The 15589-nt window shown below is 66.8% G+C and carries 11 protein-coding genes and 1 tRNA gene; 10 read left to right on the plus strand and 2 right to left on the minus strand.

All coding sequences use genetic code 11. The features are described 5' to 3' along the window. Positions 1-103: 103 nt before the first annotated feature. Positions 104-179 (minus strand) — tRNA-Thr (locus DQG17_RS04875). Positions 180-467: 288 nt separating this feature from the next. On the opposite strand from DQG17_RS04875, the gene DQG17_RS04880 reads away from it, so the two are divergent. Further along, entirely contained in the window at positions 468-2363 is a 1896-nt protein-coding gene (locus DQG17_RS04880; protein ID WP_116131623.1) for an ABC transporter ATP-binding protein, read from the plus strand. Between the two features lie 185 nt (positions 2364-2548). Here DQG17_RS04880 and DQG17_RS04885 read toward each other — a convergent pair whose 3' ends face one another. Continuing rightward, positions 2549-4372 (minus strand): peptidoglycan-binding protein, encoded by a 1824-nt coding sequence (locus DQG17_RS04885; protein ID WP_198666023.1) that lies wholly within the window; start codon positions 4370-4372, stop codon positions 2549-2551. Positions 4373-4611: 239 nt separating this feature from the next. Between DQG17_RS04885 and DQG17_RS04890 the strand changes: the two genes are divergently transcribed. The 9 genes from DQG17_RS04890 to glmM all read left to right on the plus strand — a co-directional run bounded on the left by DQG17_RS04890 (position 4612) and on the right by glmM (position 15380). Then, positions 4612-5541, plus strand: coding sequence for a glycine--tRNA ligase subunit alpha (locus tag DQG17_RS04890; RefSeq protein ID WP_116131625.1), 930 nt, complete (start codon positions 4612-4614; stop codon positions 5539-5541). A gap of 61 nt (positions 5542-5602) precedes the next feature. Beyond that, positions 5603-6070, plus strand: coding sequence for a DUF6446 family protein (locus tag DQG17_RS04895; RefSeq protein WP_116131626.1), 468 nt, complete (start codon positions 5603-5605; stop codon positions 6068-6070). Further along, positions 6067-6252 (plus strand): hypothetical protein, encoded by a 186-nt coding sequence (locus tag DQG17_RS04900; RefSeq protein ID WP_116131627.1) that lies wholly within the window; start codon positions 6067-6069, stop codon positions 6250-6252. The genes DQG17_RS04895 and DQG17_RS04900 overlap by 4 nt, the downstream gene beginning before the upstream one ends. After that, complete coding sequence (glyS, locus tag DQG17_RS04905; protein WP_116131628.1) at positions 6237-8387, plus strand: glycine--tRNA ligase subunit beta; 2151 nt, start codon at positions 6237-6239, stop codon at positions 8385-8387. Before DQG17_RS04900 ends, glyS begins: the two co-directional genes overlap by 16 nt. Before the next feature lie 116 nt (positions 8388-8503). Continuing rightward, a complete protein-coding gene (locus tag DQG17_RS04910; protein WP_116131629.1) occupies positions 8504-11065 on the plus strand; it encodes a putative PEP-binding protein in 2562 nt (853 codons plus the stop codon). 197 nt (positions 11066-11262) lie between these two features. Further along, on the plus strand, positions 11263-11973 hold the full coding sequence (locus DQG17_RS04915) for a cell wall hydrolase (RefSeq protein ID WP_116131630.1): 711 nt from the start codon (positions 11263-11265) through the stop codon (positions 11971-11973). 72 nt (positions 11974-12045) lie between these two features. After that, positions 12046-12960, plus strand: coding sequence for a dihydroneopterin aldolase (locus tag DQG17_RS04920; protein WP_116132590.1), 915 nt, complete (start codon positions 12046-12048; stop codon positions 12958-12960). A gap of 51 nt (positions 12961-13011) precedes the next feature. Further along, entirely contained in the window at positions 13012-14037 is a 1026-nt protein-coding gene (folP, locus tag DQG17_RS04925; protein ID WP_116131631.1) for a dihydropteroate synthase, read from the plus strand. Then, positions 14034-15380, plus strand: a complete 1347-nt coding sequence (glmM, locus tag DQG17_RS04930; RefSeq protein WP_116131632.1) for a phosphoglucosamine mutase — start codon at positions 14034-14036, stop codon at positions 15378-15380. Before folP ends, glmM begins: the two co-directional genes overlap by 4 nt. The last annotated feature ends 209 nt before the right edge of the window (positions 15381-15589 follow it).

Raw genomic sequence — 15589 nt, forward strand, 5'->3', positions numbered from 1 at the left:
TTCGCGGAGCCTCCGAGCTGCCACCCGAATGGAGTGTATGGGGCTCCACAATTCGCCTTTTAATTCTGGGCGTTAGCAGGAATTTCAATGCCAAAAAGCGAGATGGTGCCCCCAGAGAGACTCGAACTCCCGACCCTCTGATTACAAATCAGATGCTCTACCAGCTGAGCTATAGGGGCATTTGGCGCCAGATACGCCGAAATCGGCATGCCTTTCAAGAGCGACGGTCGCGCGTGTCGCCATAAGGCAGCGTAGAAAGTGGCGCCGGCGGTTGTGCCCGACCCTTGCGTCCGCCGGGACGCGGGCGAGCCTCGCAGACGCGAGAAAGCGTTTGCCCCCACTCGGAGGCTCCACTAAACCCGGTGAACGAACGGGATGGCGAATGGATGGCGTGAGACTTCCCGGCAATTGCCGCTGCCGCACCTGATGTCGCGCGATGATTCCATCCGGAGATCGGACAAGGACGCATGGCCAAGAAAAAAGCCAAATCGAAAATCGAGCCCGAAGACGCCAAGCTGATACGACGGCTGCTGACAGAATCGATCCCGCCGCGTTGGCGGCTCTATCTGCTGTCGCTGGCCTTCATGATCGGGGTCGCGAGCTTTACCTCGGCGCTTGCCTATTCCACCAAGCTGATCGTCAACGAGGTCTTCGTGGCGGGCAACCTGTCGCGGGCCTGGAGTGTGTCGTTGTTGGTGATCGGGGTGTCGTTCGGCGCCGCCCTGTCGGACTATGGCAACACCGTGGTCGGCAAGATGCTGAACCGCTCCATTGCCTCTCATTATACACGTCTTGTGTTCGAGACGCTGATCGGAAGGGATGTTGCCACCTTCACCGGCGTCCATCCCGCCAAGATGATGAACCAGGTCCTGATGTTCGGGCGCGCGGCTGCGACGATCGTGCTGCGGGTCTCGAACAACATGCTGAGCGATGCGCTCATCCTGATCGGCCTTGTCAGTGTCATGGTGATGCAGGATCCCGGCATGTCGATCTTCTCGGCCACGCTGTTCCCGGTGATCTTCCTGCTGGTGGGCTGGCTGTCGCGGCAGATCAAGAAGGTGGCCAAGTCGGAAACAGAGCTTTCGGGGGCGATGTATTCGATCGGCTCCGAGACCTTCGAGGGGATCAAGACGGTCAAGAGCTATGGGCTCGAGGATCGCTCGCGTCTTCGCTTCGCCGATGCGGTCATGGACCTCGAGAACCGGGTGCTCAGCATTGCACGGTGGACCGCTGCGACCGTGCCGTCGATGCAGCTTCTGGGCGGCGTCGTCATCGGCATGTTCGTAATGTATGCAAGCTGGCAGACCGTCGCGAACGGCAAGACCCCGGGCGAGTTCACCGCCTTCATCACCGCCTTTCTGCTGGCCTATCAGCCGGCCGAGCGCCTGTCGAAGGCGTTTGTCGACATCCAGCAGCAACTCGTGCAGGTCGAAAACATGTACCGGTTGGTCGATGCCCCGCCGGCGCGCAAGCTCGACGGCACCGAAAGCCTGGCGGACCGGCCCGCGACGCTGCGCTTCGACAATGTTTCGTTCCACTACGGCCACAAGATCCCGGCCTTGATCAACGTCGACTTCGAGCTGAAGCCGGGCGAGAAGATCGCGATTGTCGGGCGGTCCGGTGCCGGCAAGACGACAACCATCGACCTTGTACAGCGCTTCTTCGACCCGACCGCCGGGCGGGTGATGATCGGCGGGGTCGACCTGCGCGATGTCACGGTGGAGTCCCTGCGCGAAAGCGTGGCGCTGCTGTCGCAGGAGGTGTTCCTGTTCGAAGGTTCGATCCGCGAGAACATCCTCGATGGCAATCGCGACGCCAGCCGCGAAGCGGTCGAACTGGCCGCGCATCTGGCCATGCTCGATGAACTGGCGGCGGCACTGCCCAAGGGGCTCGACTCCGAGGTCGGACCGAAGGGCAACCAGTTGTCGGGCGGGCAGAAACAGCGCGTCGGCATTGCCCGGGCGCTGCTGAAGGAAGCCAAGGTCTATATCTTCGACGAGGCCACAAGCGCGCTCGACGGCGAGAACGAGCGTGAAATCGTGCAGAAGGTGATCGCCTCGCGGCCCGACCGGACGATGCTGTTCGTCACCCACCGGCCTGCAACGCTGAACTGGGTCGACCGGATCATGCTCCTGGAAGGCGGCCGTCTGGTGGCGCTCGACACCCACGAGAACCTGCTGGCGAACTATCCGATCTATCGCAGCCTGTTCAACCTGGCCGAAGCCGAAGGCGGTTTGTCAAACGACATCGACGAGACCGAAGACGAAGACACGCTGGCCGACGATACCGACGACTTCGATGAGGACTTCGGATCCGAGGATGGCCCGGACGACGATGCAGCGCGTCGGCGAGTGGTAAGCTGATCCCAGCAAATGGCGCGCCCGGCCCGAGGGCGTGCCCTGACCCGGCGCGCCAGCCGAGCGGAAACGGCGCGGCGGCGTCACGGCCCCGAGCGGCTCAGGGGCGTCCACGTGGACCGTCCGTGACGGGACGCGCGGATGCAGTGTCCGCGCAAGGTCATGCGTTGCCGGCGCCCGCCGGCAACCCGTCACTTCCAGCAGCTGAGCGAAACAGTGACGTTTCCAGCAAGCGCCGCGATGTCTTCGGGGGCCATTGCATCAATGCTGTCCGAGGCCATCGGCGTCAGCCCGGAGCGGTCCAGAAAATCGGCGATTGCAAGAACATCGACGGCAAAGTTCACGTCCGCCGGTAGCTGTCGTTCAGCCGCGTCCGGGCGTGCCTGCAGCATCCCCAGCACCGCGCCCTCGGGGCCGAAGACCGGCCCGCCGGCGTCGCTTTCCATCGCCACCAGATGCAGCCGGTCAAGCGAGGTTTCGCCGTTCAGTCCGCGGATGTCCTGAAGCTGGCCATAGCTCATCACCGGCAGGTCGAGCACGTCGCCATAGGAAAACCCCGCCACCGTCACGTCGGTCCCGAGCCGCGGAACCTTGGCGCGGAACCGCGCCACATCGATCGGCACCAGCGGCTCGACGGGGACCAGCAGGGCCAGACCCAGCGTCTTGTCCACGGCCGTCACCTGCGCCTCGGTCTCGGGGCCGATGGTCAGCTTGCTGCACCCGGCAAGCAGATCGGTCGTGGTCAGCACCGTGCCCGTTGCGTCGACATAGAACCCGCTGCGGGTCCGTTCGGGGCGGCGGATCTCGAGCCCCGACAGAAGGTCGATGCTCTGACCTTCGCCATTGCCGAGGCCGGCATTGTCGGGCAGCACGACCCCGGGAACGGGGCGGAACGAGGCCTGCATGGCCTCGGCGATGCGCTGCATCGCTGCATCGCGCCGCGGGGTCCAGGCCAGCGTGAATCCCTTGACCGCGCCATCCGAGACCACCGCATAGGTGTAGGAGTTCAGATCGGCGGATTGTCCGGTCAACACGAAGCTGTCGTCCTTCAATTCGCGAAAGCCCTCGGTCGGCACGATTTCCAGCGTCTGCAGCACATCGTAGAGCGCTGCGAGCGTTTTTGCGCTGCCGCTCTGGCTGATCAGGACCAGTTGCAGCCCGTCCTTGCCGTCATAGCGGACGAAGGGCGCCTCGGTGCCGGCTTGGGCAAGCTTGGCCATCGGCGCCAGGATCTCGATCCCGGCGGCGTCGTCGCGCAGCTCGGTCAGGCCGAATTCGCGGAACACGGCCTGATACTGGTCGATCAGTTCAGCGCGTTGCGACGTGGTCAGGATACCGGTCGGGGTGTGACCCTGCGCGTTCTGCCAGTCGACCATGGCGCGGCGGGTGCCGGGGCCAAAGGCGCCGTCGATCTGACCGTCATAGACCCCGGCCCATTTCAGCGCTTCCTGGATCTGCTGGCGCCCCGCAAGGTCGAGCAGCGCCTCGCTGGCCTGGGCCTCGCGCACGGTTTCGTCCTGCTTTGCTGCGTCGGGGCCGTTCTTCATCGCGGCGTTTACGGCGGCCTCCATGGCGGCTCTGTCCGGCAGGCCCGCGGCAGCGTCGGGCGCCGCGGGCAGGGCGGCCGACTGGCGCTCGGGGACGACGGGCGGGGCGTTCAGACTATTGGCGCCGACCGGCCAGAACTGCAGACCATAGGCATCGGGCTCGGCGACGAAGGCGTCAGACGGGATCCGTCCCGCGCCCCGAAGCGCTGCGAGTTGTTCGGCCGCGGTCTCGGGCTCGTAGGGACCAAGCGCGATGGCGTACCAGCCGTTGTCGACCCGAAAGCCGCCGATATTGCGGAACTCGCCGGCATAATCGCGGGCACGCGACTGCGCCAGCGCCAGCGTGCGCGCGGATTCGAGTTGAACCCAGACGGTCTGCTGGGCCCCGGCCGGGGTGCAAAGCCAGATCAAGGCAAGGGCGGTTGAAAGCAGGGTGGGGGGCGTCGGGAAACGGCGGGGGATCGGCAAATTATGGGTCCGGATGCAGTTCGGGGATGCGTCGCAACGGACGCAGAGGCAACGATACCAGACAGGCCCGCCGCCGCAGTGCCAATCCACCATTCCGGGACCCGGTTTCGCCGCAACGTGACCCGGTTGCATCGCGTCGGGGCATGTCAGGCCCGTCGCAATGCCCCTCGGCTTGATTGACCCGCTCGCGGCCCGCGCCTATTGAGGCGCGGCAACACCAAGACCCCGGGGGCAGCGCCATGACCCAGACGACCCGACCCACCTGTTTTCAGGACGTGATCCTGCGGCTTCAGTCCTATTGGGCGTCGAAGGGCTGTGCGATCCTGCAGCCCTATGACATGGAAGTCGGGGCAGGGACCTTTCACCCGGCGACAACGCTGCGCTCGCTCGGCTCGACCCCCTGGGCCGCGGCCTATGTCCAGCCCTCGCGGCGGCCGACCGACGGCCGCTATGGCGAAAACCCGAACCGTATGCAGCATTACTATCAGTACCAGGTGCTGATCAAACCCAGCCCGCCCGAGCTGCAGACGCTCTATCTGGGCAGCCTTCAGGCCATCGGCATCGACATGGCGCTGCACGACATCCGCTTTGTCGAGGATGACTGGGAAAGCCCGACACTGGGGGCCTGGGGGCTGGGCTGGGAGGTCTGGTGCGACGGCATGGAGGTCAGCCAGTTCACCTATTTCCAGCAGGTCGGCGGGCATGACTGTCACCCGGTTTCGGGCGAACTGACCTATGGGCTGGAACGGCTGGCGATGTATGTGCTTGGCGTCGATCACGTCATGGACATGCCGTTCAACGCTCCCGACGCGCCGATCCCGCTGACCTACGGCGATATCTTCCGCCAGACCGAGGCCGAATACAGCCGCTGGAACTTTGACGTGGCCAATACCGAGGTGCTGCTGAAACAGTTCGAAGAGGCCGAGGCGCATTGCGCCTTCATCCTCGGCCAGCCCGAGGTCGACCCGAAGACCGGCAAGCGCATCGTCATGGCGCATCCCGCCTATGACCAGTGCATCAAGGCCAGCCACATCTTCAACCTGCTCGACGCGCGCGGCGTGATCTCGGTCACCGAACGGCAGGCCTATATCGGCCGGGTGCGGACGCTGGCAAAGCTTTGCGCCGACGCTTTCGTGACGACCGAGGCCGGGGGCTGGCAGCCGTCGTGACAACCGTCAGCAATTCCCCCATTCGGAGCCCGCTTGCCGGACAACTGCCGAGGACCTGCGCATGAGCGGCAAGATCATCGCCGGCGGCATCGTCGTCATTGCGCTGCTGTTCGGGGTGGCGGTCTATTATTTTCAGGAATTCTACTATTACCGCAGGGTCGAACCGGCTGCGGACGAGATCGCGCTGACCGCCCTTGCGGGCGGCGTCGCGCCGATCCCGGCGGCCGGGGTTCAGGCCATCGACGCCAGTTCCTCGCCGATCCGTTATCGGGCCTGTTTCACGACGCAGCTCGCCCTGGCGGATCTGGAAGCAAGCTATCGGCCCTATCCCGCGGCCGAGCCGCTGAACGCCCCGTTCTGGTTCGAATGTTTCGACGCCAAGATGGTCGGCGCGGCGCTCGAGTCCGGGCAGGCCAGGGCATTCCTCGGTACCGCCGACATCCACCGCGGCGTCGACCGCGTGGTGGCCGTGCTGCCGGATGGCCGCGGCTTTGTCTGGCATCAGGTCAACGGGGAGATCGCGCATTGACCGAACCTCTTGCGCTCGACGCCTTCGCGTCGGTCACCACCGCAGTGACCAAGCGCTATGGCCCGTCGCCGATGGCCTTCGGGGTGCTGCCGCTGGTCTCGGCCTTCTTCATCGACATCGTGACTCTTTCGCGATCCAGTTCTTCCTCCCGTTCTGAGGTGCCGTCATGCCCGATCTGCTGATCGAACTCCTGTCCGAAGAAATTCCTGCCCGGATGCAGGGACGCGCCGGCGCCGACCTGAAGAAGCTGGTGACAGACGGGCTGGTCGAGGCGGGGCTGACCTATGCCTCGGCCGAGGCCTTCGCGACGCCGCGGCGCCTGACCCTGACGGTCGAGGGGCTGACCGCCGAAAGCCCGACGCTGATCGAGGAACGCAAAGGCCCCCGGGTCGACGCGCCGGAAAAGGCGCTGGACGGTTTTCTGCGTGCGACGGGGCTCAGCAAGGACCAGCTTGAGGCGCGCGACGACAAGAAGGGGCAGGTCTGGTTCGCCAAGATCACCAAACCGGGCCGTCCGGCGGCCGAGATCGTGGCCGAGGTGCTCGAAACCGCCATCCGGACCTTCCCCTGGCCAAAGTCGATGCGGTGGGGTGCGGGCACGCTGCGCTGGGTGCGGCCGTTGCACGGGATCCTGTGCATCCTGACCGACACAGCCAGCGGGACCGCGGTGGTGCCGCTGCAGATCGACGGGCTGGTTGCGGGGGACGCGACCGTGGGACACCGGTTCATGGCACCCGACGGCTTTGCCGTCAGCGGTTTCGATGACTATGTGGCCGCGCTGAAGCGCGCCCGCGTCATGCTCGACCCCGCCGAGCGGGCGAACCACATCCGGCACGACGCGGCCAACATGGCCTTTGCCCAGGGGCTCGATGTCGTCGAGGACGCAGGCCTGCTGGCCGAAGTGGCGGGGCTGGTCGAATGGCCGGTGGTTCTGATGGGCCCGATCGGCGAGGAATTCCTCAATCTGCCACCCGAGGTGCTGCAAACCTCGATGCGCGAGCATCAGAAGTTCTTCTCGGTGAAGAACCCCAAGTCGGGTCGGATCGAGAAATTCGTCACCGTCGCCAATGTTGAGACCGCGGACCATGGCGCGACGATCCTTTCCGGCAACCGCAAGGTGCTGGCGGCGCGGCTGTCGGACGCCAAGTTCTTCTGGGAAAACGACCTGCGGGTCGCCAATGCCGGGATGGCGCCGTGGCTGGACAGCCTCGAAAACGTCACCTTCCACAACAAGCTCGGGTCACAGAAGGCGCGGATCGACCGGATCGCGGCACTGGCCAGCGAGATTGCGCCGCTGGTCGGGGCCGATCCCGAGCTGGCCGAGCAAGCCGCACAGGTGGCCAAGGCCGACCTCAGTTCGGAAATGGTCTATGAGTTCCCTGAACTGCAGGGCACCATGGGCAGCTACTACGCCCGCGCCGCGGGCCTTGCGCCCGAGGTCGCTGCGGCCTGCAAGGAACATTACTCGCCACTCGGCCCCTCGGACGACGTGCCGACCGCCCCGGTGTCGGTCGCCGTGGCGCTGGCCGACAAGCTCGATACGCTCACCGGCTTCTGGGCCATTGACGAGAAGCCGACCGGATCGAAGGACCCGTTTGCGCTGCGGCGGGCGGCGTTGGGGGTGATCCGGTTGTTGCTGGAAAATGGGCGCCGCCTATCGCTCGCCAAGGTGGCTGCCCGCGGGTACGCTGGCTGCTTTACGGCGGCCTACTGCAACACCGCCATCGCGGAATCGGACGACCGCGGCAACCTTATCAACTATCGACCAAAAGAGCCCGAAGAGAGCGTCGTTTCCGACCTCCTCTCCTTCTTCCACGACCGCCTCAAGGTCTTCCTCCGCGACGAGGGTATCCGCCACGACGTGATCGACGCCTGCCTCGCCTTGCCCGGCAACGACGACCTGACGCTGCTGGTCACCCGTGCCCGGGCGCTTTCGGCGTTCCTGAGGACCGAGGATGGCGGCAACCTGTTGCAGGGCTTCAAGCGGTCCAACAACATCCTGACCCAGGCCGAGGCCGAGGACGGGGTGGCCTATGAGTTCGGGCCCGACATCAAGTTCGCCGAGAGCGACGAGGAAAAGGCGCTGTTCGCCGCCCTTGATTCGGCCGAAGTGGCGATCGAGGGCGCCATCGCGGCCGAGGATTTCGCCTCGGCCATGGCAGCCATGGCGTCGTTGCGCGCGCCGATCGATGCCTTCTTCGAGGCGGTGCAGGTCAATGCCGAAAATCAGATCGTGCGGCGCAACCGCTTGAACCTGCTGCACAGGATCCGCCAGATCTGTCTGTCCGCGGCCGATCTGACCCGGATCGAGGGCTGAGCCGACTATTGCCGGGCCTGTGGCAGTTAGGGTACGGTGTAGCATAGCACCAACGTCGCGCTTGCCGGACTGCAGGACTGACGTATGATCTCGCCGGCCATGAGAGGAATGCCGCAGTGCAGCATGCCGGGGAGTTCCGCGATTTCACGCTGATCACGCCGACCGCCGAGATCGCAGATGCGACCCACGGCGGCCGGGCGAAATGCCTGCAAAGGCTGATCCGGCTTGGCCTTCCGGTGCCGCGCTCGGCTGCCGTCTCGTTCGACACCGTGCATCGCATCGCCGACGGCTATCGTCCCGATTGCGCCCGGCTGCTGGCGGTCTTCGGACCCACGCCGCGGGTCTCGGTCCGGCCCTCCAGCGGCGATCCCGACTGGGGCGGGCCGGGGGCGATCCTGAACATCGGGATGAACGATGCGCTCTGCGCCGAGCTTGCGGGGCGCCTTGGCGATGAGGTCGCGCGCCGGCTTTATGTCCGCTATATCCACCGTTTCGCGATCGAGGTCGCGCGGCTCGACCCCGAGCCCTTTGACGAGGCGGCCGAAGCGGCCGATCCGGTCGAGGCATCGCTGACCGCCTTCGAGGCCGAAACCGACGAGCCGTTCCCGCAAGAACCCGACCGCCAGCTTCTGGAAGTGCTGCGCTCGATGGCGCGGGCCTGGGAGGGCGTCTCGGCCCGGCTGCTGCGTCAGGCCCGCGGTGCGCCGGTCGATGCGGGCCTCGGCTTCGTGGTGCAGGAAATGGCGCCGGGGATCGGCCATGGCGAAAGCGGCTCGGGCCGGATCCGGCTGGTCGACGGAGTGATCGGCACCCGCCAGGTCGGCGGGCTTTATAAATGCAAGTCGCTCGACCGCGGCTATGCCGGGCATCTGGCCGAGGTGCTGCCGCTGATCTCGGCGCCCGACGGGCGGTCGCTGCAGGACTGGGCGCCCGAACACTTCGCCCGGCTGGTGGAATTCGCCGAAACCTGCCGTGCCCGCCTGCGCCAGGAGATGGATCTGAAGTTCACCGTGACCAACGGCGAACTCGCGGTGCTCGACGCCGTGGTGGCGGGGATGAATGCCCAGGCCAACCTGACCGCTGCGGTCCGGCTGCAGGCAGACGGGATCATCAGCCGCGAGGAGGCGCTGTTGCGCGTCGATCCGCATTCGCTGGGCGAGATGCTGCACCATCAGATCGACCCGACCGCAGAGCGGGACGTGATCCTGACCGGCATCGGGGCCAGTCCCGGCGCGGCCTCGGGTCAGCTGGTGTTCTCGTCCCGTGCCGCCCAGACCTGCGCGGCGCAGGAGATCCCCTGCGTGCTGATCCGGCGCGAGACGACGCCCGAGGACGTGCGCGGGATGCACGCGGCCGAGGCGATCATTACCGAACGCGGCGGCATGGTCAGCCACGCCGCGGTGATCGCCCGCGGCCTCGGGCTGCCCTGCATCGTCGGCGCCGCCGGGCTGCACCTGTCGACACGCAAGCGGACGCTGACCACCGCCGATGGCCGCGTGTTCAGCGAAGGCGACATGGTCACGGTCGATGGCACCACCGGCCAGGCGCTGGCCGGCACCATGCCGATGCTGGAACCCGCCCTCGACGCGCCATTCCAGACCCTGATGGGCTGGGCCGACGAGGTGCGCGACATCGGCATCCGCGCCAACGCCGACACGCCCGACGACGCCCGCGTGGCGCACCGCTTTGCGGCCGACGGCATCGGGCTGTGCCGGACCGAACACATGTTCTTTGAACCCGCGCGCCTGACGGTCATGCGCGAGATGATCTTTGCCGACACCGCGGTCGACCGCGAGGTGGCGCTCGAACGCCTGCTGCCGATGCAGCGGGCGGATTTTGTCGATCTGTTCCGCATCATGGCCGGCCTGCCGGTCTGCATCCGCCTGTTCGACCCGCCGCTGCACGAGTTCCTGCCGAACGACCGTGACGGCCAGATGGCGATGGCCGAGGCGCTCGACCTGCCGATCAGCCGGGTGATGGAACGGGTCGAGGCGATGACAGAGTTCAACCCGATGCTGGGGCTGCGGGGGGTACGCCTTGGCGTGACCTTCCCCGAGATCTACGACATGCAGGTGCGCGCGATCTTCGAGGCGGCGGTGGTGGCAAACCGCGATGCGGCGGCTCCCGTCGTGCCCGAGATCATGATCCCGCTGGTCTCGGCCCGGCGCGAGGTCGAACTGGTCAAGACCCGGATCGACCGGGTCGCTGCGGCGGTGCAGGTCGAGTCCGGCGCCAAGGTGACCTATCGGCTGGGCGTCATGGTCGAGACGCCGCGCGCCGCGCTGCGCGCCGGCGAGATCGCCGAATATGCGGACTTCCTCAGTTTCGGAACCAACGACCTGACCCAGATGACCTATGGGCTGTCGCGCGACGACGCCGGGCGGTTCATGTCGATCTATGTGCGCGAGGGTGTCTTCCCCGAAGACCCGTTCCATACGCTCGACCGCGACGGCGTCGGCGAGCTGCTGCTGATTGGTGCCGAACGCGGGCGCCGCACCGATCCCGGGATCACGTTGTCGGTCTGCGGCGAACACGGCGGCCATCCCGAGACCATCGCCTTCTGCCGCGAGGCGGGCTTCGATTATGTGTCGTGCTCGCCATTCCGGGTGCCGGTGGCGCGGCTTGCCGCCGCCCGGCTGACCCTTACCGCCCGCGCGGCCGCTGCCGCCACCGAGTGAGGTCGCTGCCCGGAAATTTGCGAAAATCCGCCGGGGTGGCAAAAATCCGCTGAGTTCTGTTCAATTTTGCGAACTTTTCGTCGCATCTGTGGGGATGCGAGCGGTTTTGTTCATGGTCCGAGGATTTACACCGCCGCGTGACTCGGTTTATCGGCGTTGGGTCGGCGCGGTTAACGCGTCTTAACGATTAAGGACCCATGCCGGAACTCAGGATCCTCGCTGTTCTGCTCGCGTTTGGCGTGCTGTCGAACCCCGGGCTGGCCGGTGCGGAGAGTCGGCTTTCGACCTCCACCGATCCGACCTCGATCGTCGAGGGTCCGGCCGGCGCCGATGAACAGCTCGAGGCGATGATCGGCTCGGAGAACCGGGCGATCGAGATGCTCGGGCCCGAGCATCTGAGCGCCTTGAGCCCGGCGTTCAGCGAACGGGCAAAACCGCGGCCCGAGGGGTTGGCCGCCCATTTCGTCAGATACGACCGCTCCTGGCTCGACCAGTTGCCGAAGGCAAACGGCGGCGCGCAATGGCAATGCCTGGCCGAGGCGCTGTATTTCGAGGCCCGCGGCGAAAGCGTGAAGGGCCAGTTCGCGGTGGCCGAGGTGATCCTGAACCGGGTGTCGAGCCCGGCGTTTCCAAATTCGGTCTGCGGCGTGGTCAAACAGGGCACGGGCAAGCGCTATCAGTGCCAGTTCACCTATACCTGCGACGGCCGGGCCGAGACGATTTCCGAACCCAAGGCCTATGCGCGGGTGGGCAAGATCGCCCGGGTGATGCTCGACGGGGCGCCGCGGGCGCTGACCGAGGGCGCAACCTTCTATCACACGCTGGGTGTCCGTCCCTCGTGGTCGCGGAAATTCGCCCTGACGGCGACAATCGGCGCGCACCATTTCTATCGCAACTCCCGGTCCTGATCCGGCCGCCTGCGGCCGGACAGCGTGGAAAGCGCGCGTGGCTTTTCGCGCCTGCTGTGGCATGAAGCGGCCATGACATCCGATTCCCAGCTTGCCTTTGCGCACCCTGATGCCCGCGCCGCTGCGACCTCGCCCGAGGCGATCTCGCAGGACCGGATCTCTCTGCGCGATTATGTTTGCCCGGTCGAGATCGGCGCCTTTCAGGAAGAACGCGGCATCCGCCAGCGGCTGCGGTTCAACATCGTGGTCGAGGTGCGCGCCGCCGCGGCGCCGCTAGCCGACGATGTGGACCGGATCCTGAGCTATGACAGCATCGTCGGCGCGGTCGACCGGGCGCTGTCCGAGGAACGCCTGAGCCTGCTCGAGACCCTGGCCGAACGCATCGCCGAGATCCTGCTGGCCGAACCGCGGGCGCTGCGGGTCTTTGTGCGGATCGAAAAGCTCGACCGCGGTCCCTTTGCGCTGGGGGTCGAGATCGAGCGCCGCCGCGAGGGTCAGCCGGCGGCAGAGCCCGCAGCCGAGCCGATGCCGCAGCCGCTGGTTCTCTATCTTGCGAATGCCGCCATAACCGATCCCCGGCTGCCCGGCTGGCTCGACCAGCTCGAGGCTTTGCACCGACCCGTGGTGCTGACCGTGGGCCTGCCCGACACGCCGCTGCCCGAGGCCGGCATGGCGCTGCCGCAGCGCCGGATCGACCTGCTGGCGCTCGAGCAGAATGCCTGGGTTCTGGCCGCGCGCGACCGCCGCTGTCTGGTGGTCGGCACGCGGACCGAGATTACCCATGCGATCCACGCCGGCCGCATCGTGGTCTGGGCGCCCTCGAAGATCGTGCTCGACGCCGTGCGCGCGCCCGAGGCGGGGCCGCGCGACCCCGGCGGGCTTGCCGCCTGGTTCGCCGCCACACTCGACGCCGCGCGCCTGATCGGGCTGGGCACCGAGCTGCCGGGGGGCGAACGGCTGCAGCTTGCCGACCGGCTGGCGCTCTAGACGGCAGCGGGCAGGCCGCAAGCGCCCGCAACTGACAAAGGCAGCGACGCGATGCGCAAATATTTCCGCCCCATTCCCAGCCTCGATCCCGCCCGACCGCCAGAGGCAGTGTCGCTGGCCGGCGGCTGGGCATGGTTCGACCGGGTCGAGTGCCTGAGCCGCGGTGCCCTGCCACAGATCCTGCCCGCACGCGCGGTGCCGGAGGGCGTGCTGCGCGCGCTGACGGCACCGCGCCCGGCAGTGGCAGGACTGTCGATGGACCGGCCGCGGCTGATGGGGATCCTCAACGTCACGCCCGACAGTTTCTCGGACGGCGGCGCACATCTCGGGCTTGCCGCGGCACTCGCCCGTGCCCGGGCGATGGCGGGGGATGTCGATGTGATCGACATCGGCGGGGAATCGACCCGGCCCGGTGCCGCCGATGTCTCCGAGGACGAAGAGATTGCGCGCACCGCCCCCGTGATCGCCGCGATCCGCGAGGCGGGGATTGCCCTGCCGGTCTCGATCGACACCCGTAAGGCATCGGTCGCAATGGCGGCGCTGGCTGCAGGCGCCGATATCGTCAACGATGTCTCGGGACTGCGCCATGACCCTGACCTAGCGCCGTTGACCGGGGCCGCCGGGGTGCCGCTGTGCCTGATGCATTCGGTCGCCACCCCGGCGACCATGCAGGCCGACCCGCGTTATGACGACGTGCTGCTTGACGTCTACGACTTCCTCGAGGCGCAGATCGCGGTGGCCGAGGCTGCGGGTATTGCGCGGGGGCGGATCATCGTCGATCCGGGCATCGGTTTTGGCAAGACCACGGCTCACAACCTTGCCCTGCTGTCGCGGCTGTCGCTGTTTCACGCGCTTGGCTGCCCGATCCTTCTGGGCGCTTCGCGCAAGCGCTTCATCGGCGCCATCGGCGGGGCCGAGCCGCCGCGCGACCGGATGCCGGGATCGGCTGCAGTGGCCCTTGCGGCAATGGCGCAAGGGGCGCAGATTCTGCGTATCCACGATACCGCCGAGACGGCGCAGGCCCTGCGCCTGTTTCAGGCGTCAACAACAGGAAAAGGGCCGGAGGAGGCAGTATGACCAGGACGCTGTTCGGAACCGATGGTGTGCGCGGCCGCGCCAACACCCACCCGATGACCGCCGAGATGGCGCTGAGGCTTGGCGCCGCCGCCGGGCGCTATTTCCGGCAGGACGGTTCGCCCGCCCACCGGGTGGTGATCGGCAAGGACACGCGGCTGTCGGGCTACATGTTCGAGAACGCGCTGACCGCGGGGCTGACCTCGACGGGAATGAACGTTTTGCTGCTCGGCCCGATACCGACGCCCGCGGTGGGATATCTCACGACCTCGCTGCGCGCCGATCTGGGGATCATGATTTCGGCCAGCCACAATCCGCACCAGGACAATGGCATCAAGTTCTTCGGCCCCGATGGCTTCAAGCTGAGCGACGAGGCCGAAGCCGAGATCGAGGCGCTGGTATTTGCCGGCACCGAACCCGCGCAGGCCGACAACATCGGCCGGGCGCGCCGCATCGACGATGGCCGCTTCCGCTATGTCGAGCGCGCCAAGGCGAGCTTTCCCCTCGGCCTCAGGCTGACCGGGCTGAAGGTGGTCATCGACTGTGCCAATGGCGCGGCCTATCGCACGGCGCCCGACGTGCTGTGGGAACTGGGCGCCGAAGTGGTGCCGCTTGGCGTCACGCCGAACGGGCTCAATATCAACAAGGAATGCGGCTCGACCCATGTCGAGACGGCGGCCGCGGCGGTGGTGGAGCAGGGCGCCGACGTCGGGATCTGCCTCGATGGCGATGCAGATCGGGTGATGATCATCGACGAGGCCGGCAATGTCGCCGATGGCGATCAGATCATGGCGCTGCTTGCCGATCGCTGGGCGGCGTCCGGACGGCTGCGGGGCGGGGCGCTGGTTGCGACCGTGATGTCGAACCTCGGGCTCGAACGGTTCCTGGGGGCGCGCGGGCTCAGGCTCGAACGCACCGCGGTCGGCGACCGCTATGTGGTCGAACGGATGCGGCAGGGCGGCTTCAACCTCGGTGGCGAACAATCGGGGCACATCGTGATGACCGATTACGCCACCACCGGCGACGGGCTGATGGCAGGGCTGCAGTTTCTGGCCGCGATGGCGCAAAGCGGCCAGCCCGCCTCGACGCTGGCACGGAGTTTCGAGACAGTGCCGCAGCTTTTGAAAAACGTCCGCTATGACGCCGGCGCGACACCGCTCGACAGCACGGCGGTGCGGGCCGCAATCGCCGCGGCCGAGACACGGCTGAACGGCAACGGCCGGCTGCTGATCCGCAAGTCGGGGACCGAGCCGCTGATCCGGGTGATGGCGGAAAGCGTCGATCCCGTGCTGCTCGAGCATGTCGTCGAGTCGGTCGTCGCGGCGGTCGAAGAGGCCGCAGCCTGACCGGGCACCGGCCCGTGCCTCCCGCAAAGTGCCTTTGCGGCAACTACAGACCCGCGCAGACAGCTTCCGCGCGGGCAACGCAGGCCCGGGACCGCGACCAGATGTCCTGCATGCATCGGAATGCCGTGCAATTGCCGCTGCAAGGGTGCATCCGTTAGCGGGAACAACCGGCAGGATCCGGACCGACCAACAACCATCGCGCGGGCCTG

This window comes from Tropicimonas sp. IMCC34043 (genome assembly GCF_003390845.1).
In the GTDB taxonomy this organism is placed as follows: Bacteria; Pseudomonadota; Alphaproteobacteria; order Rhodobacterales; family Rhodobacteraceae; genus Tropicimonas.